Origin of the sequence: Streptococcus sp. CF4-3, assembly GCF_024295385.1 — a bacterium.
Lineage (GTDB): Bacteria > Bacillota > Bacilli > Lactobacillales > Streptococcaceae > Streptococcus > Streptococcus infantis_I.
In genome coordinates, this window is record NZ_JANCPN010000002.1 from 253,533 (window position 1) to 279,071 (window position 25,539).

Sequence of the window (25,539 nt, forward strand, 5' to 3'; positions counted from 1 at the left end):
TCCTAAGTTATATTATATCATTAACTGAGAAAAAGACAGGATAGCCCCTGTCTTTAGCGTACATTTCTTCCTATAAGTATCAGTGTAGCAACTACAAAAACAATTAATAACCAAACTATTTGTATCCCCAGACCTTGCCAAACTGGGTAATAAAGTGATAAAGGATGGATATAGTAACAGTTCATACTAGCTAGTAATGGTAAATTTCTAAAAAAAGAACTGAATTGTAGTAGCATTTGTCCCAAGCCCAATAAAAGAGATAAACTTATTCCCAAAATTAAGGTAAAAGATCGGAAAATAAATACAAAAATACCACTTAAAAGAGAGAAGGTTAAAATAGAAATACAAACTGGAAATAGGATTGTTAGAACATTTTTAATATTGCTCAAAAGATTGATATTGTAGTATCCTTGGGCAATTAGTATACATACTGATATTAAAGCTAGCAATAATACAATTTCCACACATAACACAATAGCTAGTTTACATATTATAAATTTTAAACGATTTGGACATGTAAGAAAACTTGTACGAAGGCTAGAACCTGTAAATTCTTGACCTATAAATAGTATAGCTAGACTAATAAAACCTGCCTGTCCTAAATAGAGACTTTGCAGTAGCTGTTCCAAAACAAAGTGTAGGGTCAACTGATCTGGTTTACTATTTAAAAAAATAACCATCGGCGGAACACAAAGTAATAGAGCACCTATAATCAACCAATGCCAAGGATTCATAATAAACTTGAGATACTCACTTTTAAATTGCTCTTTCAACTCATTCCCCTCCTCCAACATCTGACTTAAGTAACCGGTAAATTGCCAAAACCAAGAATGACAAATTCCAACAAAGTAAAAGCAAAATATTTTGTAAACTATTCTGTTCTAACATTTGAGGAGATGTAGCAATCAGTCCATAGCTCAATGAAACTGGAAGAAATTTCGCAATTGATATATGATCGGCTAAGAATGTTCCTAAATTGTAGACTTGAGGAAGCAAAAACAATAGGGGAACAAGGGCTTTTTTAAATGTTAAAGCCAGAATATAGGCTAAAAGCCCCAACAACGTCCAAGCTATACTGTCCAAAAACATATAGAACCAAACTGTCCCATTTAGTGAAAAAAGTAATAAACCATCTTGTCCTAAAACATAATGTGTCATGTTAATCGTCAGAAATATTGATAGGAAGGAAATGACAAAAGAAAATACCAGCCAAACTAATGTTTTTGAAACTAGGAAAGTACTTCTACTCGTATTAGAAAGGAGGCTTGTGCGAATAGCAGAGCCTTTATACTCTTCAGCTCCGTAGATTGAGCCTAAGATAATCATAAAAAAAACGCCAACTAAAGTAACATCAAAACCTAAAAATTCAATAGGGGGAATAGCTTCTACTAACTCTGGGGTTGTCTCTGGGGTAGCATGGATACCAACTGAAACAATTTGAGATGCACCAATATTTGCTAAAAACGTTTGAAATACTAGTATCAAGAATAGTACAACATGAGTAGCTCTCTTATAAAGTAATTTCAATATTTCAGAATGAAGAGAGTAAATAAGTGCCATGTCACTTTCCTCCCTCTGTTAATCTAAAGAAGACTTCCTCCAGTGAAGAAAGATTTTTCATCACTTCTTGTAAAGTCCCTTTTATAAGAACTTTGCCTTTATTTATGATGACCACATCATCTGTCACTGCTTCCACTTCCGATAATATATGAGATGATAGCAAGACGGTCTTTCCTTCTTGAGCTTGTTTTTTTATAAACTCTCTAAACCACCGAATTCCTCTTGGATCCAACCCATTTGTCGGTTCATCCAATATCAAATACTGAGGATCCCCTAATAGAGCTGTTGCAATTCCCAAGCGTTGTCCTTCTCCTAATGATAATTTTCCTATTTTAGATTTTTTCTTATGGCTAATATCCACCATATCCAAGACTTGCTCAATTCGCTGGCTGGATATTCCATTACTAGCAGCAACAATTTTCAAATGTTGATAAACAGTCCGATCATCAGGAGCTCCGACACTGTCAAATGAAGCTCCTACAGTCTTTAGAGGAAATTTTAATTCCTTATAAGTTTGATTTCCAATTTTGGTAAGACCAGATGTTGCTTTGTCTAATCCTAATAAGATACGTAAGGTTGAACTTTTACCAGCTCCATTTGGACCAAGGAAAGCAGTCACTCTACCTGCTTTTGCTTCAAAAGAAATATCTTTTAAAATTTGAGTGTGACCATATGACTTACATAGATTTTTAATGGTAATACTTTGTTCCATAGATGTCTCCTGTTCAATTTTTTGTTTTATCGTTTTAAACAAGTATATATTAACCAATAATTTTCGGATTTTTTTCAGAATTTTAAATCTTTATAAAATCTGTATTGTCATATAAATCATAAAAATTTTGTTTAATTTAATCTTATTTGTATTTATTTGTGTAAACTTAAAAGCCCGATGTTTCCATCAGGCTTCTTTTTATCCATGTACACGTTTCATGTAATCTTGATAGCTTTCTGTATCCATCAATTCCTTAGCGTTCTTCACACGATCTGCTGTTGGAGGTTTAACCCCTTCAAGTGAATACGGAATCCCAAGTTCACGCCATTTGAATTCTCCCATAGTGTGGTAGGGTAGGATTTCAAACTTATCAACGTTTTTAAGAGTTTTTACGAACTTCCCAAGTTCAATCAAATCTTCATCACGGTCTGTCAATCCAGGCACAAGAACGTGACGAATCCAAACAGGTTTCCCAATATCTGACAAGTACTGAGCACAAGCCAAGATGTTTTTATTGGTTTGACTGGTTACAATCTTGTGTTGTGCTTCGTTGATTTCCTTGATATCAAGAAGAACCAAGTCTGTCACGGCCATTAGTTTGTTGAATTTCTCTAAATAACGTGGTTTATTACGGAATGGAAGGGCACAAGTATCCAAGGTACAGTGGATTCCTTTTTCTTTTGCTTTTGTAAAGAGAGCAATCAAGAAATCAATCTGCAAGAGAGCTTCTCCTCCACTGACTGTGATACCTCCCTTGTCTCCCCAGAAACCACGATAACGAAGCGCTTCTTCTAGAACATCATCTACTGTTCGTACACGAGATTTATTGGTTTCCATCGCCCATGTGTCAGGGTTATGGCAATACTGGCAACGCATCTGACAGCCCTGCAAAAAGACAATGAAACGAATTCCAGGGCCATCTACCGCCCCAAAACTCTCTGTCGAATGCACCATTCCTGTCACTTGTCCATAGTCAATTGTTTCTTCAGACATCACGTCACCTTCCTTGAAACCGTTTTATAGCTTTATTATATCATGCCTGAAAAGAAAAACCACAGATTTTGTCTATTTTTTAGAAAACAAACTGTTTTTCACTTTCAACTTTCATGATTTTCAAAAATTCTTCTAATCCTTGTCAAAGTCGAATCCATAGAGAGTCGCAAAATAGTCCTCAGGTCGCTCTGCTCTGCGGATTAGTCGTGCACCACCGTCCTCTGTGTAGAGAATCTCTGCTGAACGAAGTTTCGCATTGTACTGGTAACCCATAGAGAATCCATGCGCACCTGTATCATGAATGACTAACAGATCACCAATTTCTGTTTGAGGTAGTTCACGATTAACTGCAAACTTGTCGTTGTTTTCACAAAGTGAACCAACAACATCAACGACTTCCGTCTGACCGTCAGGATTCATCATATTGGTGATGTGGTGATAGGCTCCATACATAGCCGGTCTCATAAGATTGACAGCTGATGCATCTACTCCGAGATAAGTTCGGTAGGTTTTCTTTTTATGGGTTACTTTAGTCACTAGAATTCCATGAGGCGCTAACATAAAGCGACCTAGTTCTGTAAAAATCTTAACTTGACCGAGACTTGCTGGCGTAAGAACTTCTTCATAAACCTGACGAACCCCCTCACCAATTAAAGCAATATCATTTGGCTCCTGGTCCGGACGATAGTTGACCCCGATTCCTCCCGAAAGATTGATGAAGTCCAGCGAAATACCTAACTTTTCCTTGATTTCTACAGCCAGTTCAAAAAGCTGGCGCGCCAATTCTGGATAATAGAGATGAGTCACAGTATTAGAAGCTAGGAAGGAATGAATCCCAAAAGTTTTTGCTCCCTTTTCTTTCAAGATAGCAAAGGCTTCAAAGAGCTGTTCCTTAGTCATCCCGAACTTAGCTTCACCAGGATTATCCATAATATCCGTTCCGAGTTCAAATACGCCACCGGGATTGTAACGGCAAGAGATGATCTCAGGAATCCCCGCAGCGCGCTCTAAATGGTCGATATCTTCAAAGGCATCCAAGTTGATAGTCGCCCCTAATTCACGGGCATAAGCGTACTCCTGGTCTGGTGTATTGTTAGATGAAAACATCATCTCCGCCCCTGTAAACCCAAGCTTATGACTCATCAAGAGTTCTACATAACTAGAACAATCCACTCCACATCCTTCTTCTTGCAAAATCTTCAAGATAGCTGGAGTTGGGGTTGCCTTAACTGCGAAGTATTCTTTAAAGCCTTTATTCCAAGAGAAAGCCTCATTAACTGCGCGTGCTTTCTCGCGAATACCTTTTTCATCGTAGAGATGGAATGGAGTTGGAAACTCTTCAACAATCTTTTCTAAGTCTTCACGTTTAATAAATGGCGTCTTCATAGGGCTCCTTCATATTCATTATCAAAGAAAGGCTGGGACGAAAGTTCCAACCTTTAAGCATCTTATTCTCTCTTATTTTTCTGTTTCGAAGATGTTCCCAACTTCAACTTCAATTTGTTGGTTCTTCACATCAATATTGGTAACTTTTAAGAGCGATTTATAGTCGAACTGCTGTTCACGATCTTCCTGCGCATTATCAGCAAAGACAGCTACACCAGCTAGCTCAGAATCAAACTCTGTTAAAAGGCTAATCATACCGTTAATCGTTCCTCCGCCTTTCAAGAAGTCATCAACAATCAAGACACGACTTCCTGCTTTAAGGCTACGTTTTGAAAGGAACATTTTTTCAATACGGTCACTAGAACCTGAGACGTAGTTAACACTCACAGTTGAACCTTCTGTGATTTTCAAGTCACGACGGACAATGACAAAAGGTACGTTGAGAACATTTGCTACTGCATTTGCAAGTGGAACCCCTTTGGTCGCTACCGTCATAACAGCATCAATCTTTTGGTCCATAAAGCTCTTAGCAATAATACGTCCAATATTTTTCAAAATAGCTGGAGTGCTAAGGAGATCAGACAAATAAATGTAGCCTCCTGGCAGAATGCGGTCGCTCTCTGAAAGTTTATCGCGAAGCTCTTGGATGATTGTTTTAGATTCAAGGGTAGAGATAGAAGGTGTGAAAATAACCCCACCACCAGCACCTGTCACCGTTTGAATATGGCCGATTTCAATTTCTTCAAAGGCGCGCTTAATAATGACAATATCTTCTGAAATAGAAGATTTGGCAGATTCATACTTTTCCGCAAAGGTATTGAGACTGGTTAATTTGTATGGATTGTTAATCAAATAATTGGAAATAACAACCATCCGATCACTTCTTCTTAATTTCATTAGTTATTCACCATTCTTTTTAATTAGTCTTTTTCTCATTATAACACACTAAAGCAAAAAAAACGAACTTTATTGTCTAAATAAAGCTCATTTTTTTAGTTTCTAGTCTAATTTTGGCTTGTAGAAGGAACGATTGTCCATAGCAAAGACTTTATTGGTCATTTCACCCTCATCAACAAGAGCCAGAGCTGTTGACATCATCATCATACTCGCATCCAAATTATCAATCATATGAATAATTTCAGCTTCCATCACACGAGGACGAACAGGACTACCATACTCGAGTAATCCATGGTGGCTGAGAATCACATGGCGCAGAAGCACCACTTCTTCTCGAGTATCATCAATGCCAAGTTCCATAACCGCTTTGGTAATCTCGCTATCAATCAAGGCGATATGTCCGATAAGATTCCCTCTCACTGTATACTCTGTCTGATCCGGACCTGTTAACTCAATAACCTTAGCCAGGTCATGAAGCATAATTCCTGCATAGAGCAAGCTCTTATTGAGTTGTGGGTAGACATCTGCAATTGCCTCTGCTAAACGAACCATAGTCGCTGTATGATAAGCAAGCCCTGTTTCAAAGGCATGGTGGTTGGTTTTTGCAGCTGGATAAGAATAAAATTCTTTATCATATTTGGTATAGAGGGCCCGAACGATTCGTTGCCAGATGGGATTTTCAATCTTGAAAATCATCTGTGCCATGTACTCACGGATTTCTTTAACATCCACTGGTGATTTGACCTTGAAGTCTGCTGGGTCATTGGGTTCGCCAGGCTGAGGTAAGCGAAGGGTAATTTGATTTACCTGTGGAGTGTTGTTGTAAACTTCACGACGCCCTTGCATGTGGACAACCTTTCCTACAGTAAAGGCCTCAACGTTATGAGGTTGGGCATCCCAGAGCTTTCCTTCGATTTCCCCACTATCATCTTGGAAGGTGAAAGCTAGGTAGTTTTTCCCAGCACGCGTCTGTCTCAGATCGGCTGATTTGATTAGGTAAAAGCCTTCGAACAGTTCATCTTTTTTCATGTGACTAATCTTCATATTCTTCCTCATCTTCTTGGAACTGGAGCAAATCAAGCATAGGCTCACCTTCTGACAATTCAATATGTCGGAGAGTTCGCTCAATAGCTGAAGTACGTCGGTTTAACAATTCATCAATATTACCAGTGGCATGTTGGAGGTGTTTTTGCGCTTTAACCAAAATGCCACCAAACTTGCCAAATTCGGTTTTGACGTTGGCTAGAGTTTGGCTAATATGGTCAGCACTCTTTTGGATATTCAGAGTCTTGAAGCCGACCGATAGGGAGTTCAGAAGGGCTGACAAGGTACTTGGTCCCGCAACGATAATCTGCTCCTCCCGTCTCAAACCATCAAAGAAAATCGGATTTCTAACGATTTCTGAGTAAAGACCTTCTGTCGGAACAAACAGAACTCCAAAATTGGTCGTCCTTGGCGGTGCTATGTACTTGCTCTTGATATCTTTGGCAAAACGCTTAACGCTTGTTTGGAGGGATTTGCGACAACTTTCGATTTCATCCTTATCACCTGCTTCATAGGCTTCTTCCAGACGGTAATAATCTGCCAGTGGAAACTTAGAATCAATCGGTAGATAGACATATTCCTGGTCACCTTGTCCAGGTAACTTGATGGCGTATTCCACACGTTCACTAGAGTTTTCAACCGTTGCAAATTCTCGTTCATACTGGGCAGGTGTCATGATATCTTCAATAATCTGTCCCAGTTGTAATTCTCCTAGAATTCCTCGAGTTTTTGTACCAGATAAGACCTTATTAAGAGCGCCGACATCACGGGCAACCGTCTGCATTTCTCCAAGGCCGCGATTGACAGATTCCAGTTGTTTTGAAACTGTCTCGAAAGACGCTTGCAAGCGTGTCTGCAAGGTCTTTTCTAACTTTTCCTCGACCGTTTGGCGCATCTGCTCTAAACGTTGCTCATTTGACTCCTGCAAGGCCTGTAGTCTTTGGTCAGTCTTATCTCTGGTTTGGAGGAGGTTTTCATTCATCTCCTGTCGAACCTGAGTCAGACCTTGGTGCAACTCGATTCGCACCTCCTGCAAACGGTCGCTAACAACCACTTCAAGATTTTTTTGGTCAAGCTGACTAGACTGTCTGGCTTGCTCAAATCTATAATCTAACTGATCTGAAAGGTTATCTGCCTGGTCTTCTAAACTTTTGGTCAGGTATTTCTCCTGCCTATCCTGCCTTTGCCAAATAAGAAAGAGGCCGGCTAGGTTAGCAATTAGTAACAGTAGTAATATAATCTCCATCCTATCTCCTGTCCTTGCTATGCAGTACAACCACATAGCCATCTGGGCAAGTCACCGAAACTCCCCTATCTATATATTCGTTAGAAGCGTAAACTTTCTTAAAGAAAAAATTCGCCTCCGTCAGTTCATACTTGGCTCCGATAATAGTCAACTGACTATCCCGAACCGGCATAAAGGCCAGATAATCGTAGTCCGAACGTGGCTCTAGTTGACTGGTCCCTTCTGGGCAATAGCTAATCAAGTTTTGCCCATCCTCAATCTCTATTTGGCGCATATAGGGCGCCAATTTGGGATTGCTGGGTAGAAAGACATTAGCCAGCATATGATCGATGCGACCACCTAGGGCACCAAAAATGGTCACCTGAGCCTGAGGATTTTTTTCAAAAATCGTTAAAAGTGCTAGTTCCAGATCGGTATCATCCTTCTCTGGCTGAGCTTGGACAAAGTGCTGGGCACGTTCTTGAATCAACTGACCTTCTTCTACAGTCACAGAATCAAAATCCCCAACTGCTAAAGCAAGAGGAAGTTCTTCTTCCAATACCCAGAGTGAGCCTCGATCCACACCGACAAAACAGTCAAAATCTGTCCGGTAGTGACCGCGGTCTCCCCCTGCAAAAACTGCAGCTTTAGTCCAGTTGATTTCTGAGAGCTTGCACTCGTTCATTGACATCTCCCTTAAAAACATAGGATCCTGCTACAAAGACTGTAGCACCAGCTTCTTTGGCTTGAGCAATCGTTTTATCATCAATCCCGCCATCCACTTCAATCTCAAAGTTCAGTCCTTTTTCTTCACGAAGGGCAACTAACTCACGAATCTTATCCATGGTTTCAGGTAGAAAGGCTTGACCACCAAAACCAGGGTTAACCGTCATGACCAAAACTTGATCAACTAAGTGAAGAACGTACTTGATAGCCTCAACGGGCGTTCCAGGATTAATGACAACCGAAGGTTTAACACCGAGAGAACGAATCTTTTGAAGAGCGCCATGAATATGAGGTGTCGCTTCAACATGGATGCTGATGATGTCAGCTCCTGCACGCGCAAAATCCTCTAAATGATGTTCTGGGTTAGAGACCATCAAGTGACAGTCAAAGACCATCTTACTATGAGGTCGAAGACTTTCGACTACACCTGCACCAAAGCTGATCTGAGGTACAAAGTGACCATCCATGATATCGATATGGGCGTATTCTGCCCCAGTTGCTTCAAGGCGTTTAATTTCACGTTCAAAGTTGGCATAATCTGCTGCCAGAATTGACGGAGCAATCTTGTATTGAGACATAGGTTTCTCCTTATTTTGGAATTTTTTTGCTGACTTTTTTATAGGTTTCTCTGCGATTTTCAATCTCACTGAGGAATTGTAGATAGTTGTCGAAACGGAAGTTTGCAATGATGCCCTCTTCTACTGCTGGTTTCACTGCACAAGATGGTTCATGAGTATGCGTACAAGTACGGAACTTACAGTCGCGACTGACACTAGCAATCTCTGGAAAGGCCTGGTTCAGCTCTTCAGCACTTGATACTTCATAATCTAGCGACGAAAAACCTGGTGTATCTGCGATTTTGCCTCCATTTAGGTTGTAAAAACTAACAGCTCGAGTGGTATGACGACCACGGCCTAGACTATCAGAGATTTCTCCCGTCTCTAGATTGAGGTCAGGAGCAATTTTATTAAGCAGGGTTGACTTCCCAACACCTGTCTGCCCCATAAAGACTGTCACTTTGTCTGTCAACAAGGGTAAAAGTTCTTCTTTACTCGTCACAAAATCGTAACCAATAGCACGATAGGTTTTCTCGTAGAAATCCAGTTCTCTCCTATCCTCTAGTAAGTCCATTTTGGAAATATAGACGATAGGATGAATGTCCTTGTGCTCTAAAAGAACCAAAAAACGATCCAACAAGTTGCTATTAAAGTCAGGTTCTTTAACGGACATAATGACAACGGCTTGGTCAATATTGACAATGGGTGGACGAACCAGACTATTTTTTCGTTCATGAATCTTGAGAATATAACCTTCAGAATTTTCCTCCGCAGAAAAATCTACCCAATCTCCAACATAGGGTGTGTGGCCTTTTTTACGAAAATTCCCACGCGCGCGTGTTTGATAAACCTGACCATCACTTTCCACATAGTAGAAACCCGCTAAGGCTTTAATGATTTGTCCCTGCATCTTAGAGCCCTTGTCCTTTAAGCGCATCTGCTAGACTAGCAAATTCTGCCAAGCTGAGAGCTTCACCACGTACAGATGGTGACAAGCCTGCTTGGTCCAAAGCCTTGGTCAATTTATCCTTGACTTCTTCAGACTTCCCAAAGTAACCTGTCAAGTTGTTCCACAAGGTCTTACGACGATGAGTAAAACTAGCCTTGGAAACTTTAAAGAAGAAGTTCTCATCTTTTACTGCTACAGCAGGTTCTGGACGGCGTACCATTTTTAAGATAGCTGAATCTACGTTGGGCGCTGGCACAAATACTGTACGAGGCACGATAAAGGCAACCTTGGCCGTCATGTAATACTGAACTGCAATTGACAAGCTACCGTATGCCTTGGTATTTGGCTTAGCAGAGATACGATCTGCCACTTCTTTTTGCATCATGACCACAAACTCACTAAAAGGAATACCACTTTCAATCAAGTGCATGAGAATAGGCGTCGTGATATAGTAAGGCAAGTTGGCTACTACCTTAATAGGCAGGTCAGGATTTTTAAAATTTTGGATATGTTGCGCTAGGTCAACTTTTAGAATGTCCTCGTTGACTACGGTCACATTATCAAAATCACGCAGAGTATCTGCTAGAATTGGCACCAAACGGTGGTCAATCTCAAAGGCCATGACTTGAGCTGCACGCTCAGCTAAAAATTCCGTCAAAGCACCAATCCCTGGACCGATCTCGATGACATTGACCTGGTCATCAATTTCAGCCGTATCCACAATTTTTTGAAGGATATTGGTATCGGTCAAGAAATTTTGTCCGAAGGATTTTTTAAAGGTAAAACCGTGACGCTCCAGCACTGCCTTGGTCACTCTATAATCTGCAATTCTCATTTATTCTCTTTTCTAATATTAAAGAACTTTCTAATCTTGAGCTCTTCCTTCTTGTTCCTCACTAAGCTTTTGCATGTCTCTAAAAGCTGTTAGGCTAACATAGGCACCCGCTTCATAGTATTCCGTTGGGTTAATGGCATAGTCAAAAACTTCAATCATGCCTCCTGCTTCTTCTATCATGCCATTCCACTTTTCATCAAAGACCATTCTCAGACGTTTCCAATCGGTAAAGACTGGGACGGAATTTCGTCCATCTTTTCCTTCTTTGACTGGAATGTTAAAACTGGAATCTTTTTCCAAGACAAAGGAGTTCCCTTCCTGACTCTCTCCCTTAAATTCCGAAGCTGCATCTAAAGGCAATAGGAATTTTGCTTTAGGCATAGCTTCTGAGAAGAACTTATAATAGAGTTTATAAAGTAATTCTTGCTCTTTCGTAATAGGATAATCTAGTTGCCCCATCAAGAGCATCCATCTTACCAGGTCAGGATTCATGACAGGCACTTGTATTTCTGGTAAATCAGAAAAATCTGGTTTTTGGACTAAGGCTGAAGCACTGATGCTGACTTCCTTGGAATTAAAGATTGCTCCCAAGGCACCATTTAAGTAAAAGGCTGTTCCAAGGAAATTCTCAATCTCTTTTTTATCTTCCGTATTTTCAATCAGTTTAACGACTGAGTTTGGTCGGCTATCAATGGTTTCCTTGAATTGGCGATACCAAGATGGTGTCAAAAGCATAATCATGGGATCAGTGCAGAGATACCCTTCTTCTCCTCTGTCATAGGTCGTTGAGAAAAGATAGGGTTCTCCTGTTTTTTCCGAATAAACAGCATAAACTGCATCTGCTTCTAAGAGCTTATCTTTAACGATTTCCGCTAGACGTTCCAACTTGCGAGTGTTGGATTGATAGCTTTCTTCACTTTCAGTTTCCTGATTTTGACGGCATTTCCATAAAAAGAGACGTAAAATCTCTACGCTGTCATCAAGGGTAGCTGCCAAATAGTCTTCATTTGTTAACTGACCCTCTTGGATGGCTACAAAAGCACGATAAAGAGCATCTGAATAGCTAGATAATTTTTGCTCTTCCTCAATACCTGAACTAAAGAGCACACTTCCTTTTTTCAGTTTATCCAAAGAAGGAATCCTATCAACCACTAGATGGGCAAGAACTTCATCAGTTAGACTATCTACATCTTTGTTTTGACTGCTAAGTTTTTTAACCTCTACAGTACCAAGACTTTCCATTCCTTGGTCGGGATTGCAAAATTGCAACTGATCCCCAACCTTGAGCCTACCTTCTAAACTTCCAACAATCAATAATTGATTCGTTTCCTTCATTGGGAGAAAGTCCAAAACTCCCACACATGCATTGTTTTTAGACTCTTCTGCTTCCTTATTGGATTCAGTTGTTTTTGTTGCTTCAGTCTTTTTTAAAAAATCAAAGATTCCCATAACTTTTCCTCATCATCTCCACTTAGCACAATTTCTATGGAGTCACTTTTCTAATACTTGCTACCAAGCCTGATTAAACCGTATATGATTACTTCTATTGTATCACATTCCCTCCACATTTTGGGGGAGTTTCTCAATTCTCGTATGATTTCATAACATCTTCAACTTCAGCTAGACTTATCCCAAATAACTCTAAACGTTTAAGGAGTTGTTTCCCATTGGAATAACCGATACGAAGACTTTCTCCTAGATATTCTCTGCGTTTTCGGCTATCTGCTCCAGCTAGAAAACCAAGGCGAATCAAGTCACTACGGCTAATATCAAAGTCGCTTTCTACTTCAAACTGCTCAGTTACTTGTTCCAGCGCTGTTCTCAAGTCTTCGTAGCTAGCATGCTCAATTCCTAGAGAACGTCCCTTGGTCTTAGATTTTGGCACTGCCTCATCACGTTTGAGAAAGGCGTGCTGAACTGTCGGAATGGCCGTCATAATCATCCGACGAATGCGTTCCCCGTTAAAATCAGGATCCGTAAAGACAATCACCCCATAACGTTGGTGTAGACGTTGGATTCGTTCAAGGTCCTGTTCATTGATAGCCGAGCCACGAGTCTCATAGGTCTCCACATCAAAATAACGTTTGAGATTGGCCGTATCATCGCGTCCTTCTACCACGATGACTTGGGAAATTTTCTCTTTCATGATTCACGTTCCAATCCAAAGATGCCTTCTGCATTAGCACTTGTCACTTCTGCCAATTCTTCTGTCGTCATACCACGCAAGTCTGCAATAAAGTCTACTACATAGCGCGTGTAAGCTGTCTTGTTTTCACGACCACGCTTGGGTACTGGGGCTAAATAAGGGGCATCTGTCTCTACCAAAATCTTATCCAAAGGTAAACCTTTAGCTGCCTCCTGTATGTCAGTCGCTTTTTTAAAGGTTACTACTCCAGAAAAGGAAATGGTCATGCCAAGCTCCACAAACTTCTCCGCCCAATCCAAAGAACCTGAAAAGGAGTGCATAATCCCACCACGTGGACCGACTCCCTCACTCTTAATAATTTCATAGGTATCTTCGAGCGCATCACGGGTGTGAACCACAAAAGGTAAATCTAATTCCTTAGATAGCTGAATCTGACGACGAAAAACCTTTTCTTGAACTTCCTTAGATGCCGTCATCCAGTGGTAGTCCAAACCAATCTCGCCCAAGGCAACAACTTTTGGATGTTTTAGTTTTTCTAGCAAGTAATTCTCAACATCCGTTGTATAGGTTCCTGCTTCCGTTGGATGCCAGCCAATCGTCGCATAGAGTTGGCCATACTTATCCACTAGTTCAAGAGCACGCTCAATAGTCGGTTTGTCAAAACCAACAATATTCATCCGAGTTACGCCCATTTCAGCCGCTAAGGCAAGTTCTTCTTCTTCGCGTCCCAAAAATTCTTCCACATTCAAGTGGGTATGAGTATCAAAAATCATTTATATTTCCTCGTTTTTTCTACCTTCTATTATACCAAAAAAACTAGCCTCATCCTTATAGGAAAAAATATTTTGAAATCATTCATTTTTTCTTGACGACTTTTTTTCATAGCAGTATAATAACTCTTGTTGAAATTTTCAGAAAAGGAAAGAAAATGTTTACAAAACTAAAATATACCTTTATCGGTCGTCCCCTTAAATCCTTAACTGAAGGCGAGGGAGGACTACTTGGAAAAACGCAGGCACTCGCAATGCTATCAAGTGATGCCCTATCTTCTATCGCTTATGGACCTGAACAGGTCGTTCTCGTATTGGCTAGTCTTTCTCCGCTTGCTATCTGGTGGAGTCTCCCTATTGGCATTTTTGTCCTCTTACTATTAGCTAGCCTGACCATTTCTTATAGACAAATCATCCATGCCTACCCTCAAGGTGGAGGTGCCTATATGGTTACTCGAGAAAACCTCTCTCCTGAGTTAGGTTTGATTGCTGGGGGAAGTCTGCTTGTCGACTATATGCTAACAGTAGCCGTATCAGTGGCTGCAGGTGCGGATGCAATCACTGCTGCACTTCCCGCACTCCATCCTTACAACCTCCACATCTCCATTTTTCTGGTCTGTTTGCTCATGCTTTTGAATCTGCGAGGCTTGAGGGAATCTGCTAGTTCTCTGATGATTCCGGTCTACCTCTTTATCTTTAGTACAGTCTTCCTCTTATTGTTTGGTATCTTCCAACTATTGACAGGTTCTCTAAGCTATCATGCAACTTCTGCAATTGGTCAAACTGTCCCAAGTCTCTCAATTGTCCTGATTTTAAGAGCCTTTACCAGCGGTTCAGCTTCATTAACTGGGGTTGAAGCCATCTCAAATGCTGTTCCATTTTTCAAGACCCCTAAAGAAAAGAACGCAGCTCAGACACTGACCATCATGTCTCTGATTCTTGGATTTCTCTTTGCAGGAATTACTTTCCTAAACTACTGGATGGGGATTACACCTCAACACGGAGAAACAATCCTCTCACAAATGGCTAAAGGAATTTTAGGGGATTCAGCTCTCGGTCAGGTTGTTTATTATCTCTTCCAATTTTCAACAGCTCTCATCCTTGCCGTAGCTGCAAATACTGGTTTTTCTGCCTTTCCGATGTTGGCTTACAATATGGCTAAAAACAAGTACATGCCCCATCTCTTTATGGAGAAGGGAGATCGCCTAGGTTACTCAAACGGTATCTTAACACTAGCCTTTGGCGCTATGATTCTTCTGCTCATTTTTAACGGAAATACGGAACGCTTGATTCCTCTCTATACTATCGGAGTTTTCGTTCCTTTTGCACTTTCTCAAACAGGGATGATTCGCCATTGGAAAAAAGAAAAAGGCTCTCATTTCTTAAAATCTGCCTTTGCAAATATCCTCGGTGCCATCATTTGTTACGCTATCGTTCTTATTCTACTCCTCTTCAGATTTGGAGATATCTGGCCATTCTTCCCAATTATCCTGGTCCTAACCTTCCTATTTCTGTCCATCCACAGTCATTACCAAAAAGTGGCCAAGCAACTTCGACTTTATGAAGGGATTCAAAAACAAAGCTACGATGGCAATGTCGTCCTTGTCTTAGTAGGAAATGTTACTCGAGTCAGTGTTGGAGCGATTAATTACGCTCAAAGCATAGGAGATGAAGTTTTGGCTATGCACATTTCCACCAAGGAAACTGAGGAAAAAGACCAAGAAATCCTCCAAGAATTTGCCGACTACTTCCCAAATATTACTCTTAAAAACATTAATACCAGCTATCGCGATATTATCACACCTACAGTTCGATATGTTCGAAAGATTTCTCAAGAAGCCAAGAAAAAGAACTACACGGTTACAGTTCTTGTACCCCAATTTATCCCTAACAAACCTTGGCAAAATATCCTCCACAATCAAATGAGCCTTAAATTAAAATATGCTCTCAGATGGCACGAAGATGTCGTCGTTGCTAGCTACTCTTATCATTTGAAAGAATAAAGAAAAGCTCAAAATCAGAGAAATTATCTTCTGATCTTGAGCTTTTTCTATATGTGATTTTTTCAAGACGTCTTCTAAAATGTTTATTCTCAATCAATAACTTTATAAAACAATCTTTTTAAATAAAAGAAAAATCAGTAGGCTCGAGTTCCTACTGACTTCTTTGTTTCATTTGTTTGGATTATGCAGCCAAAACTTTGCGTCCTTTACGACGACGAGCTGCCAATACGCGACGACCGTTTTTAGTTGACATACGGTTACGGAATCCGTGTTTGCGCGCACGACGAAGTTTACTTGGTTGATAAGTACGTTTCACGATGAATACCTCCTCATAGATTTTGTATTCGTTTAGCCGGCTATAAAGTGATCAGTTACTAAACATACTTTACTATTCTATCTGATTCTTACGTATTTGTCAATAGCTCTGACAAATGTTTCCAGCTTTTTTGCTATGAAAGCCTTATCTACGATACTGCTTCAAGAAGCGAGTCATCTTTTCCTGTATTTGGGCCAACTCATCGACACGTGGTAGATAAACGATACGGAAGTGATCTGGTTCTTTCCAGTTAAAGCCACGTCCATGTACCAAAAGCACTTTTTCTTGTTTCAAGAAATTAAGGACAAATTGTTCATCGTCATCGATACGGTACATATTGCGGTCGATTTTAGGGAAGATATAAAGACCTGCTTTTGGCTTAACAGCTGATAAACCAGGGATATCTTGAATGGCATTATAAATAAAGTTTCTTTGCTCATAGATACGACCACCAGGAAGAAGCAACTCATCCACTGACTGGTGACCACCTAGTGACGTTTGAACCACCTGTTGAGCAAGGACGTTCGAACAGAGACGCATGTTTGAGAGCATGTTGAGACCTTCAATGTAGCCCTTTACATGATGTTTAGGTCCAGACAAGACCATCCAACCAACACGGAAACCAGCGATACGGTGAGATTTAGACAAACCATTCATGCTGACACAGAAAAGGTCTGGAGCCAAACTAGCGACTGGTGTGTGGACATTGCCATCCATCACCATACGGTCGTAAATTTCATCCGCAAAGATAATCAAGTCATTTTGACGAGCAATCTCGATGATATCTAGTAAGAGTTCTTTAGGATAGAGAGCCCCCGTTGGGTTATTCGGATTGATCAAAACAATGGCCTTGGTATTTGAACTAATCTTAGACTTGATATCATCTAGGTCTGGATACCATTCCGCTTCTTCATCACAGACGTAGTGAACGGCATTTCCCCCAGCCAAGCTGACAGCAGCAGTCCAAAGAGGATAGTCAGGCATAGGAACCAAGACCTCATCGCCATTATCCAAAAGCCCTTGCATAGACATAACGATTAGCTCACTAACCCCATTTCCAAGGTAGATATCATCAATATCCACATTGGGGAATTTCTTCAGTTGACAATACTGCATGATGGCCTTGCGAGCTGAGAAAATCCCTTTGGAGTCAGAATATCCCTCACTATCACGCGCATTCATAATCAAGTCGTGGATAACCTCATCTGGAGCCGTAAAGCCAAACTCAGCTGGGTTTCCTGTATTTAGACGCAAAATCTTTTCACCATTTGCGCGCATGCGCATCGCTTCTTCCAAAACTGGACCACGGATATCATAAGCCACATGCTCTAATTTTATTGATTTGTTAAATTCTTTCATTTGAGTTCCTCTATTCATCAGGATAGTTAATATTATACCACTCCAAAAAGAAATCGTAAATCTCCCAGTACTATTCCACAAAAAAACCTTGCTTAACGCAAGGTAACAGGACAAATCCGATTTCTTTCTATTTTTGGAGAAGAAAGAGTAGATATACTTCTCTAAAAAGCTGGACAAATTGGACCAAAATCTTTGTAGAGAAACTCTGGTGATCGAAAACAAAGTCATTGTAAGGGATGGTAATTGCATGAACAAAAGAATTTCTACTTCTATCCAGCAAAACGCAAAGAAAAAATAAGTAGACTAACCAACATTAGGAATAATGTTAGACTATGCCGAGTCTAGCTGTAAAAATACCATCTCACTAACTTATTTCCTTGCCCTGTCAATTCATATTATACACTAAAATCTTTGCATTTTCAAACAAGTATACATATAAAAAGAACTCAATATTTGAGCTCTTTTTGTATGCTATTTTGCAATTTCTGCCAACATTTTCTCAATGTGTTGGATTGATTTTTCACGTCCAAGCAAGTAGATGGTATCTGGCAATTCAGGACCATGCATTTCACCTGAAACGGCGATACGGATTGGCATGAAGAGATTTTTCCCTTTGATACCAGTTTCCTTTTGGACTGCTTTGATTTGTGGGAAGATATTTTCTACCACAAACTCATCGTCTGACATGGCTTCGAGTTTGGCTTTAAAGGCTTCAAGTACAGTCGGAACGGTTTCACCAGCCATGACTTCTTTCTCTGCTTCTGTCAATTCTGGGAAATCTGAGAAGAAAAGGTCTGTCAATGGAACAATTTCGTCCACTGACTTCATTTGTGGTTTGTAGAGTTCCACCAATTTCTCAGCCTTGTCTGTCAAACGTCCTGCTTCTTCAAGGAATGGTTTTGCCATTTCAAAGATAGTCTCAAGATCCGCATTCTTAATGTACTCATTGCTCATCCAGTCCATTTTCTTCTGATCGAAGGCTGCTGGAGACTTGCTGAGACGGTTTTCATCAAAGAGGTTAATGAGTTCTTGACGAGAGAAGATTTCATCTTCCCCACCAGGATTCCAGCCAAGAAGAGCGATGAAGTTAAAGACTGCTTCTGGAAGGTACCCTTTCTTACGGTAATCTTCGATAAACTGAAGGGTGTTCGTATCACGTTTAGATAACTTCTTACCAGTTTCAGAGTTGATAATCAAGGTCATGTGACCAAATTCAGGTGCATCCCAACCAAGCGCTTCATAGACCATGAGTTGTTTTGGTGTATTGGCAATGTGGTCATCTCCACGGATGACGTGAGAAATTTGCATATCATGGTCATCAATGACAACGGCAAAGTTGTATGTTGGGTAACCATCTTTCTTTTGGATAACCCAGTCCCCACCGATATTGCCACCTTCAAATTCGATATCGCCTTTAACCATATCATGCCACTTGTAAATACCAGACTCATTCACTGCCAAACGAACCGTCGGGATAATCCCCGCTGCTTCACGTTCTGCAACGTAAACTGCTTTTTCTTCTTGGCTCATACCAAGGTATTCGTTAATGTAGCGAGGTGTTTCACCTGCTGCTTCTTGACGTTCACGTTCTGCTGCTAGTTCTTCTTCTGTAACGTAAGATTTGTAGGCTTTTCCTTCAGCTAAGAGTTGGTCGATATATTTTTGATAGAGTTCCAAACGCTCAGACTGGCGGTAGTTTTCATGAGTCTCTGGACTTTCATCCCAGTCCATGCCTAACCAACGAAGGTTTTCAAGCTGTGAACGTTCTCCGTCTTCGACATGACGTTTGCGGTCAGTATCTTCGATACGGATGATAAAAGTTCCACCATGGTGGCGTGCATACAAATAGTTAAACAATGCTGTACGGGCATTACCGATGTGTAATAGTCCTGTTGGACTTGGTGCGTAACGCACACGAATATCTTTTGACATATCTTCTCCTATAAAGTCTCTAGGCGTCTGCCTTTTTGCTCTCTATATTATATCACAAGTCTCGCCAGAGTCCAATTTCTCTTTTCGAGAAAAAGCAAAAAGAGTGGTAAAACCACTCTTTTTTATTCTATTATAGACGAGCGTTAAGTTCTTTGCTCAATTCTTCAAATCCTGGTTTACCAAGAAGGGCAAACATGTTACGTTTGTAAGCTTCAACACCTGGTTGGTCAAATGGGTTGATGGCATTCAAGTAACCTGAAAGGGCGATGGCCAATTCGAAGAAGTAGATCGTGTAACCAAGAGTGAAGGCATCTTGCTCAGGAAGAGTCACGTACATGTTTGGTACGTCACCGTCAGTGTGGGCAAGAAGAACACCGTCAGTTGCTTTTTTGTTTACAAAGTCAACGTCTTTCCCTTGAAGGTAGCCAAGTCCGTCAAGGTCTTCTTCCAAAGTAGGGATGATCACGTTCTTACGAGGTTTGTCAACACGGACAACTGTTTCAAACATGATACGAGTTCCTTCTTGGATAAATTGACCCAATGAGTGCAAGTCTGTTGAGAAGTTAGCTGAAGTTGGGTAAATCCCTTTTTGGTCTTTCCCTTCTGACTCACCAGCCAATTGTTTCCACCATTCTGAGAAGTATTGAAGGGATGGCTCGTAGTTTACCAAGATTTCAGTTGCATAACCTTTACGGTAAAGGATGTTACGAACAGCTGCATATTGGTAAGCTTCGTTTTCAGAGATTTTATCTGAAGTATAGTCTTTACGAGCTGCGTTAGCACCTTCCATAAGGGCTTTGATGTCTGCACCTGACGCAGCGATTGGAAGCAATCCAACTGCTGTCAATACTGAGAAGCGTCCACCGATATCATCTGGAACAACAAATGTTTCCCAACCGTTAGCATCTGCTTCAACCTTAACAGCACCTTTTTGGCGGTCAGTTGTTGCGTAGATACGTTTGTTAGCTTCTTCTTGTCCGTATTTCTTAACCAAAAGTTCTTTGAAGACACGGAAAGCAATCGCTGGTTCAGTTGTTGTACCTGATTTAGAAATCACGTTTACTGAGAAATCTTTATCTGAAACGTACTCTACCAAGTCAGCAAGGTAAGTAGATGAGATTGAGTTCCCAGCGTAAAGGATTTGTGGTGCTTTACGTTCTTCTTTTGTTTGCAAGTTTGCAAAGTGGTGGTTCAAGAAGTCAATGGCAGCTTTCGCTCCAAGGTAAGATCCACCGATACCGATAACCACCAAAACATCGCTGTCTGCTTTGATTTGCTCAGCAGCTTTCAAGATGCGGTCAAATTCTTCGCGGTCATAGTTTTCAGGAAGGTCCAACCAACCCAAGAAGTCGCTACCAGCACCAGTTCCTTTACGGATCAATTCGTCTGCTGCTGTAACTTGTGCTTGCATGTATTCCACTTCATGTGGTGCAACAAATTTGTCTAATACTTTTGAATAATCAAATTTAATATGTGACATAGTATTCCTCCAAAATTTCTTCTTTTCTATCATAACGCTTACTAACAATTTTTTCAAGTTTTTATACTAAAAATTTCCAATTTTTATCACAATTCAAACGTTTGCGTAAAAACACGATTCTATAAAGATTCGTAAATAATGAATAAAAAAACGACTAAGATTCTAGTCGTTATAATTCATTCAATAAATACTCAAATAATTCTAAGTTGCCATCTTCTTCATTGACCAAGAATTCTGGATGCCACTGCAAGCCGATAATGCGGTGTTCGTCGATAGATTCGATTGCTTCAACAGTTTGATCACGTGGATCCACAGCCGTCACACGGAAATTGGGTGCCAGATCTTTAATGCTCTGACGATGCACTGAATTAACCTGACTTTCTTTACCAAACAATTTAGATACTACACTGCCATCCACTGTCTCAATAGAATGTGAAGTCCCAAAAGGTAGACCTTGCCAATGACCTTCAATATCCTGATTGAGTGTCCCACCAAAGGCAACGTTGACAAGCTGAACGCCACGGCAAATGGCTAAGATTGGCTTGTTCTGACGCAAGGCTTCTTGTAGAAGAGCTAGCTCAAACTCGTCGCGAGTTAGGTTATAGTCGTCGCTATCAATTGTTTTTTCCTCACCATAAAACTGAGGATGAACATTTTGTCCCCCAGTCAAGATGAGTTTATCAATCATTTCTACATAGTCATGGACCACCGACTCATCACCAACTGGAATGACCAAAGGAAGTCCGCCAACCTGACGAATACTCTCAGCAAATTTACAAGAGACTGATGAATGAATATTTTTTCCTTCTGCGTCCACAGGACATAGATTTGCTGCAACTCCAACAACTGTTCTTGCCATCACTGATTTCCTTTCCTTCTCCATTGATAATCTTATCTTATCATCCTTGCCCACTCCTGTCTAATATGTATTTTTTAAGTCCGTGATAAAAATTTTTTATCAGAAAAAGTTGCCCAAAATTAGGACAACTTTTTTGCTTATACTCAATGAAAATCAAAGAGCAAACTAGGACGCTGACGTGGTTTGAAGAGATTTTCGAAGAGTATTATTCAAAGACAAATTGATTGTGATAAAGTTCGGAGTAAAAACCTCCAAGCTTGAGCAATTCGTGATGATTTCCTTGTTCGATAACCTCACCATCCTTAAGAACAATAATCTGATCTGCATTGAGAATAGTTTTCAAGCGATGGGCAATCACAAAACTAGTTCTTCCTGCTACAATTGCCTCCATGGCATTTTGAATCTTGCTCTCTGTTACAGTATCCACGTTTGATGTTGCCTCATCCAAAATTAAGACCTGAGGATCTGTCATCAAGGTACGAGCAATAGAAATCAACTGCTTCTGACCGGTTGAGAATACGCTCTGATCATCATTAATCAGAGTATCGTACTTATCTGGTAGACTTTCGATATATTCATGGATATGCGTAGCCTTAGCTGCCGCTTCTACCATTTCTTGACTAGCATCAGGGGCACCAAAGCGAATATTGTCTCGGATGGTTCCGCTAAATAAAACTGAATCCTGTAAGACAATTCCCACCTTGCTTCGCAAGCTATCCAAATCAAACTCGCGAATATCTGTTCCATCAAAGCTGATACTACCTGCATCCACATCATAAAAACGATTGATTAAGTTCATGATGGTTGTTTTCCCTGAACCTGTCGGACCAACTACCGCAATCATTTTCCCTTTTAGAGCTGAAATGCTGACATCTTTTAGAATCGGTTTCCCTGGCAGGTAGGAGAAGTCTACCTTGCGAATCTCTACACCCTCTCGCAATTCTGTGAAAACTGGAGCATCTTGAGGACGAATCTCTTCTTCTGCATCAAACATTTCTTGGATACGTTCTGCACCTGTAAAGGCCAGTTGCAAACTTCCCCAGCTCGCTGCCAATTGGATAATGGGTTGGTAATATTGCTGAGAAAACTGGGTAAACATGACAATCAAACCCAGAGCTGTCGCTGTCTCGATATTCTGATCATTCAGTAAGACAGCTGAACCGACAAAAATAACAATAGCTGTATTGACCAAGCTCATTCCGTTCATGACAGGAAAGAGAATTCCTGAAAACATTCTGCCCTTAAAAGTTGCTTTACGGACACGCTCGTTTTGCTCAACAAAACCTGCGATCACATCATCTTGAATACCCTGAACGATAACGGCTTTTTGACCTGAAATACTCTCATCCATGTAGGCGTTTAGCTTCCCAACCTCTTTTTGCTGAAGATTGGTATATTTTCTTGCCAATTTTAAAATGACAATCAACATGATGACAGCTATCGGAGTGCTAGCAACCGTAATCAAAGCCAAGGTCACATTTTTTGCAAACATGACAATCAGCAAACCAATGTAAAGGGCAATATTGGTCATGACAGACACAAGACTTTCATTAAAAGCTTGGAGAATATTATCCAAATCACTGGTAAAACGAGACAGAATATCCCCATCTTGATGACGGTCAAAGAAGGAAACTGTCAGGCGAGAAAGCTTGCCAAAAAGCCCCTTACGCATCTCATTTGTAGATTCAGCAATAATGCGGCTCATCAAGACCATATAGATGAGACTAGACACCACGAGCGCAATCAAAACATAGGCAAGATTAATAAGGAGTCCGTATAGACTTTGCCAAACCATATCTGAATTTCCATTTTGATAGGCTATAACCAAATTAGCTAGTTCCGTTACTGTTTGACCTGCAAAAACTGGAAAGAGGGCTTGTGCTACCGTTGCAATGATAATCATAGTGATAACAACGACAAAGGATATCTTGTAAACTTTAAAATAGTTCCAAAAAAATCGAAATGTCTTCATCCTACTCCTCCTTTCCTTTTTGCGTTTCGTAAATTTCTCGATAAACTGGGTTTGTTGCAACCAAGTCAGCGTGTTTGCCTTGACCAATCAAGCGGCCTTGATCAAGCACTAAAATTTTATCCGCATGAACAACAGAGCTTATTTTTTGGGCGATGATAATCGTAGTTGTCCCCTTCAAATCCTTGTTAAGGGCTTCTTGAACCAAGCGTTCTGATTTGGCATCAAGTGCAGAGGTTGAATCATCGAAAATCAATATTTTAGGATTGCTGACAATCCCACGCGCAATAGACATTCGTTGTTTTTGTCCACCAGAAAAGTTGGTCCCACGTTCCTCGACCGGACTTTCAAAAGCCAAGTCCATGCGACTGATAAATTCACTAGCTTGTGCGATACGAGCTGCGCGTTCCATTTCTGAAACTGTTGCATCTCCTTTTCCTTGTCTGAGGTTATCTGCGATGGTTCCACTAAAGAGAATGGCTCTCTGTAAGACGATAGAAACTGTTTTGCGAAGTGTCCCTTCACTAACTGTACGAATGTCCTTTCCGCCAATTTTGATCGAACCTTGCTGAGGATCAAACAGTCGTGGAATCAACTGAGCCAAGGTTGATTTCCCTGCACCAGTTGCTCCGACAACCCCAACCATCTCACCAGCTGCAATATCGAAGGAGACATCTTTTAGGATAGGTTCTTCATCATTTGGATAGGTGAAGGTCACATTTTCAAAGCTGAGACTTCCTTCCAAATCTTCATCTTCCACATCCTTAAAGGTCATAGCCGGTTCTGTATCCAGGATTTCACGAATACGACGAAGGGAAATCATAGCACGAGTGACTGAATTCCCCAAAAATCCAACCATGACGATGGTAAAGATAATCTGACTCAGGTAGTTTACAAAGGAAGCAATGGAACCAACTACTGATGGATCTGACTCTGCCATACCTGCTACAAGCCAGATTGAGAGAAAAACAGCCCCGTAAGAAATCAACATCATTGCAGGTTGCATAACAGAAAAGGCATAACCGATATAAAGGTTTTCTCCCAACAATTCATCTGACACCTGCGTAAATTTATCAAACTGATCTTTTTCTCGGACAAAAGACTTAACCACGCGCACACCACGCAAATTTTCTTTAGCAATGGCATTGATACGCTCTAGTAAGGTCTGGAATTTTGCAAAGCGCGGTCCCACAACTCCCATCATAAAACCCATTATGGCAACAATCAGAACGACCATGAGAACTAGCACCCACCACAGAGAAGGTAGGGTGACAACTGCTAGAATAAAGGAACCGATAAATAAAATCGGTAGTCGAAAGAGGATTTGGAAGGTCATCATAACGACGTTTTGAATCTGGTTGATATCGTTGGTCATACGCACAACGAGGTTCCCTGCATTAAACTTCTCAATATTGGCGTATGAAAAAGTTTGAATCTTACGAAAGGCATCTTCACGTAAGTCAGACGAAACTCCTTGAGCAATGTAAGCTGCTAACACTACATTGATCCCACCTGCAACCAAACCAATCAAGGCAACAAGAATTAACCAAAAACCGATAGTATAAATAGCTTCATTATCACCCGTTAACAGTGCCTCTAAAACCTCCTGCAAATAACGTGGTTGCAAGAGTGAACTCGTTACCATTAGACCTGTCATGACCAAGGAAGTCAGGGCCTGCCATTTATAGGCTTTTATTTTCTGAAACAGCATATTTCCCCCTTATAAGATAGACAAAAGTGGACGACAGTTCTGTCAGTCCCTTCTTATGCTTTCATGTTGATACTATTCTAACAAAAAAGAATGCTATTGTCAAAGCACTC

23 protein-coding genes are annotated in these 25,539 nt (G+C 40.6%); 1 reads left to right on the forward strand and 22 read right to left on the reverse strand.

What is annotated here, in order from left to right; translation table 11 throughout:
- Positions 1 to 53: 53 nt before the first annotated feature.
- The 15 genes from NML75_RS02775 to NML75_RS02845 form a co-directional block, all read right to left on the reverse strand.
- A complete protein-coding gene (locus NML75_RS02775; protein ID WP_004251626.1) occupies positions 54 to 773 on the reverse strand; it encodes an ABC transporter permease in 720 nt (239 codons plus the stop codon).
- 1 nt (position 774) lies between these two features.
- On the reverse strand, positions 775 to 1,560 hold the full coding sequence (locus NML75_RS02780) for an ABC transporter permease (RefSeq protein ID WP_004251625.1): 786 nt from the start codon (positions 1,558 to 1,560) through the stop codon (positions 775 to 777).
- A gap of 1 nt (position 1,561) precedes the next feature.
- The gene (locus NML75_RS02785; RefSeq protein WP_004251622.1) at positions 1,562 to 2,272 is read right to left on the reverse strand and encodes an ABC transporter ATP-binding protein; all 711 of its coding nucleotides are present in this window, start codon (positions 2,270 to 2,272) and stop codon (positions 1,562 to 1,564) included.
- A gap of 198 nt (positions 2,273 to 2,470) precedes the next feature.
- Entirely contained in the window at positions 2,471 to 3,265 is a 795-nt protein-coding gene (gene pflA, locus NML75_RS02790) for a pyruvate formate-lyase-activating protein (protein WP_004251620.1), read from the reverse strand.
- A 132-nt stretch (positions 3,266 to 3,397) separates the two neighbouring features.
- On the reverse strand, positions 3,398 to 4,651 hold the full coding sequence (locus NML75_RS02795; RefSeq protein WP_004251617.1) for a diaminopimelate decarboxylase: 1,254 nt from the start codon (positions 4,649 to 4,651) through the stop codon (positions 3,398 to 3,400).
- Between the two features lie 72 nt (positions 4,652 to 4,723).
- Entirely contained in the window at positions 4,724 to 5,548 is an 825-nt protein-coding gene (gene purR, locus NML75_RS02800) for a pur operon repressor (RefSeq protein ID WP_006147832.1), read from the reverse strand.
- Between the two features lie 102 nt (positions 5,549 to 5,650).
- On the reverse strand, positions 5,651 to 6,592 hold the full coding sequence (locus NML75_RS02805) for a 3'-5' exoribonuclease YhaM family protein (RefSeq protein WP_004251613.1): 942 nt from the start codon (positions 6,590 to 6,592) through the stop codon (positions 5,651 to 5,653).
- Entirely contained in the window at positions 6,582 to 7,838 is a 1,257-nt protein-coding gene (gene rmuC / locus NML75_RS02810; RefSeq protein ID WP_247921925.1) for a DNA recombination protein RmuC, read from the reverse strand. Before rmuC ends, NML75_RS02805 begins: the two co-directional genes overlap by 11 nt.
- Before the next feature lies 1 nt (position 7,839).
- Positions 7,840 to 8,502: a thiamine diphosphokinase gene (locus NML75_RS02815; protein WP_004251607.1), complete on the reverse strand. Its 663-nt coding sequence runs from the start codon at positions 8,500 to 8,502 to the stop codon at positions 7,840 to 7,842.
- Positions 8,465 to 9,121, reverse strand: a complete 657-nt coding sequence (rpe, locus tag NML75_RS02820) for a ribulose-phosphate 3-epimerase (RefSeq protein ID WP_004251604.1) — start codon at positions 9,119 to 9,121, stop codon at positions 8,465 to 8,467. The genes NML75_RS02815 and rpe overlap by 38 nt, the downstream gene beginning before the upstream one ends.
- A 10-nt stretch (positions 9,122 to 9,131) precedes the next feature.
- On the reverse strand, positions 9,132 to 10,010 hold the full coding sequence (gene rsgA, locus NML75_RS02825) for a ribosome small subunit-dependent GTPase A (RefSeq protein ID WP_004251602.1): 879 nt from the start codon (positions 10,008 to 10,010) through the stop codon (positions 9,132 to 9,134).
- Between the two features lies 1 nt (position 10,011).
- On the reverse strand, positions 10,012 to 10,884 hold the full coding sequence (gene rsmA, locus NML75_RS02830) for a 16S rRNA (adenine(1518)-N(6)/adenine(1519)-N(6))-dimethyltransferase RsmA (protein ID WP_254733656.1): 873 nt from the start codon (positions 10,882 to 10,884) through the stop codon (positions 10,012 to 10,014).
- A gap of 30 nt (positions 10,885 to 10,914) precedes the next feature.
- Positions 10,915 to 12,333 carry an SseB family protein gene (locus tag NML75_RS02835; RefSeq protein WP_254733657.1) on the reverse strand — a complete coding sequence of 473 codons (1,419 nt, stop codon included), beginning with the start codon at positions 12,331 to 12,333 and terminating at the stop codon, positions 10,915 to 10,917.
- Positions 12,334 to 12,466: 133 nt separating this feature from the next.
- Positions 12,467 to 13,030, reverse strand: a complete 564-nt coding sequence (gene rnmV, locus NML75_RS02840) for a ribonuclease M5 (RefSeq protein WP_254733658.1) — start codon at positions 13,028 to 13,030, stop codon at positions 12,467 to 12,469.
- The gene (locus NML75_RS02845) at positions 13,027 to 13,803 is read right to left on the reverse strand and encodes a TatD family hydrolase (protein ID WP_004251591.1); all 777 of its coding nucleotides are present in this window, start codon (positions 13,801 to 13,803) and stop codon (positions 13,027 to 13,029) included. Before NML75_RS02845 ends, rnmV begins: the two co-directional genes overlap by 4 nt.
- Before the next feature lie 155 nt (positions 13,804 to 13,958).
- On the opposite strand from NML75_RS02845, the gene NML75_RS02850 reads away from it, so the two are divergent.
- Positions 13,959 to 15,803 carry an APC family permease gene (locus NML75_RS02850; RefSeq protein ID WP_254733659.1) on the forward strand — a complete coding sequence of 615 codons (1,845 nt, stop codon included), beginning with the start codon at positions 13,959 to 13,961 and terminating at the stop codon, positions 15,801 to 15,803.
- A 181-nt stretch (positions 15,804 to 15,984) separates the two neighbouring features.
- On the opposite strand, the gene rpmH is transcribed toward NML75_RS02850, so the two are convergent.
- The 7 genes from rpmH to NML75_RS02885 all read right to left on the reverse strand — a co-directional run bounded on the left by rpmH (position 15,985) and on the right by NML75_RS02885 (position 25,429).
- Complete coding sequence (gene rpmH / locus NML75_RS02855; protein ID WP_000831905.1) at positions 15,985 to 16,119, reverse strand: 50S ribosomal protein L34; 135 nt, start codon at positions 16,117 to 16,119, stop codon at positions 15,985 to 15,987.
- Between the two features lie 144 nt (positions 16,120 to 16,263).
- Positions 16,264 to 17,478 (reverse strand): pyridoxal phosphate-dependent aminotransferase, encoded by a 1,215-nt coding sequence (locus NML75_RS02860; RefSeq protein ID WP_004251584.1) that lies wholly within the window; start codon positions 17,476 to 17,478, stop codon positions 16,264 to 16,266.
- A 471-nt stretch (positions 17,479 to 17,949) separates the two neighbouring features.
- Positions 17,950 to 19,410 carry a glutamate--tRNA ligase gene (gltX, locus tag NML75_RS02865; RefSeq protein ID WP_004251581.1) on the reverse strand — a complete coding sequence of 487 codons (1,461 nt, stop codon included), beginning with the start codon at positions 19,408 to 19,410 and terminating at the stop codon, positions 17,950 to 17,952.
- 130 nt (positions 19,411 to 19,540) lie between these two features.
- Entirely contained in the window at positions 19,541 to 20,890 is a 1,350-nt protein-coding gene (locus tag NML75_RS02870) for a glucose-6-phosphate isomerase (protein WP_004251578.1), read from the reverse strand.
- Between the two features lie 169 nt (positions 20,891 to 21,059).
- Complete coding sequence (locus tag NML75_RS02875) at positions 21,060 to 21,749, reverse strand: gamma-glutamyl-gamma-aminobutyrate hydrolase family protein (RefSeq protein ID WP_004251575.1); 690 nt, start codon at positions 21,747 to 21,749, stop codon at positions 21,060 to 21,062.
- A 205-nt stretch (positions 21,750 to 21,954) separates the two neighbouring features.
- Complete coding sequence (locus tag NML75_RS02880) at positions 21,955 to 23,721, reverse strand: ABC transporter ATP-binding protein (protein WP_254733660.1); 1,767 nt, start codon at positions 23,719 to 23,721, stop codon at positions 21,955 to 21,957.
- A gap of 1 nt (position 23,722) precedes the next feature.
- Positions 23,723 to 25,429 (reverse strand): ABC transporter ATP-binding protein, encoded by a 1,707-nt coding sequence (locus NML75_RS02885; RefSeq protein WP_254733661.1) that lies wholly within the window; start codon positions 25,427 to 25,429, stop codon positions 23,723 to 23,725.
- Positions 25,430 to 25,539: the final 110 nt, after the last annotated feature.

Coding starts and splice junctions, on each gene's coding strand:
- NML75_RS02880 (WP_254733660.1), bottom strand. CDS start 23,721: ATGAAGACATTTCGATTTTTTTGGAACTATTTTAAAGTTTACAAGATA.
- NML75_RS02850 (WP_254733659.1), top strand. CDS start 13,959: ATGTTTACAAAACTAAAATATACCTTTATCGGTCGTCCCCTTAAATCC.
- gltX (WP_004251581.1), bottom strand. CDS start 19,410: ATGTCAAAAGATATTCGTGTGCGTTACGCACCAAGTCCAACAGGACTA.
- NML75_RS02875 (WP_004251575.1), bottom strand. CDS start 21,749: ATGGCAAGAACAGTTGTTGGAGTTGCAGCAAATCTATGTCCTGTGGAC.
- NML75_RS02860 (WP_004251584.1), bottom strand. CDS start 17,478: ATGAAAGAATTTAACAAATCAATAAAATTAGAGCATGTGGCTTATGAT.
- NML75_RS02845 (WP_004251591.1), bottom strand. CDS start 13,803: ATGATTTTTGATACTCATACCCACTTGAATGTGGAAGAATTTTTGGGA.
- NML75_RS02780 (WP_004251625.1), bottom strand. CDS start 1,560: ATGGCACTTATTTACTCTCTTCATTCTGAAATATTGAAATTACTTTAT.
- rpe (WP_004251604.1), bottom strand. CDS start 9,121: ATGTCTCAATACAAGATTGCTCCGTCAATTCTGGCAGCAGATTATGCC.
- rsmA (WP_254733656.1), bottom strand. CDS start 10,884: ATGAGAATTGCAGATTATAGAGTGACCAAGGCAGTGCTGGAGCGTCAC.
- pflA (WP_004251620.1), bottom strand. CDS start 3,265: ATGTCTGAAGAAACAATTGACTATGGACAAGTGACAGGAATGGTGCAT.
- rnmV (WP_254733658.1), bottom strand. CDS start 13,030: ATGAAAGAGAAAATTTCCCAAGTCATCGTGGTAGAAGGACGCGATGAT.
- rmuC (WP_247921925.1), bottom strand. CDS start 7,838: ATGGAGATTATATTACTACTGTTACTAATTGCTAACCTAGCCGGCCTC.
- NML75_RS02885 (WP_254733661.1), bottom strand. CDS start 25,429: ATGCTGTTTCAGAAAATAAAAGCCTATAAATGGCAGGCCCTGACTTCC.
- NML75_RS02785 (WP_004251622.1), bottom strand. CDS start 2,272: ATGGAACAAAGTATTACCATTAAAAATCTATGTAAGTCATATGGTCAC.
- NML75_RS02835 (WP_254733657.1), bottom strand. CDS start 12,333: ATGGGAATCTTTGATTTTTTAAAAAAGACTGAAGCAACAAAAACAACT.
- NML75_RS02805 (WP_004251613.1), bottom strand. CDS start 6,592: ATGAAGATTAGTCACATGAAAAAAGATGAACTGTTCGAAGGCTTTTAC.
- purR (WP_006147832.1), bottom strand. CDS start 5,548: ATGAAATTAAGAAGAAGTGATCGGATGGTTGTTATTTCCAATTATTTG.
- rsgA (WP_004251602.1), bottom strand. CDS start 10,010: ATGCAGGGACAAATCATTAAAGCCTTAGCGGGTTTCTACTATGTGGAA.
- NML75_RS02870 (WP_004251578.1), bottom strand. CDS start 20,890: ATGTCACATATTAAATTTGATTATTCAAAAGTATTAGACAAATTTGTT.
- NML75_RS02815 (WP_004251607.1), bottom strand. CDS start 8,502: ATGAACGAGTGCAAGCTCTCAGAAATCAACTGGACTAAAGCTGCAGTT.
- NML75_RS02795 (WP_004251617.1), bottom strand. CDS start 4,651: ATGAAGACGCCATTTATTAAACGTGAAGACTTAGAAAAGATTGTTGAA.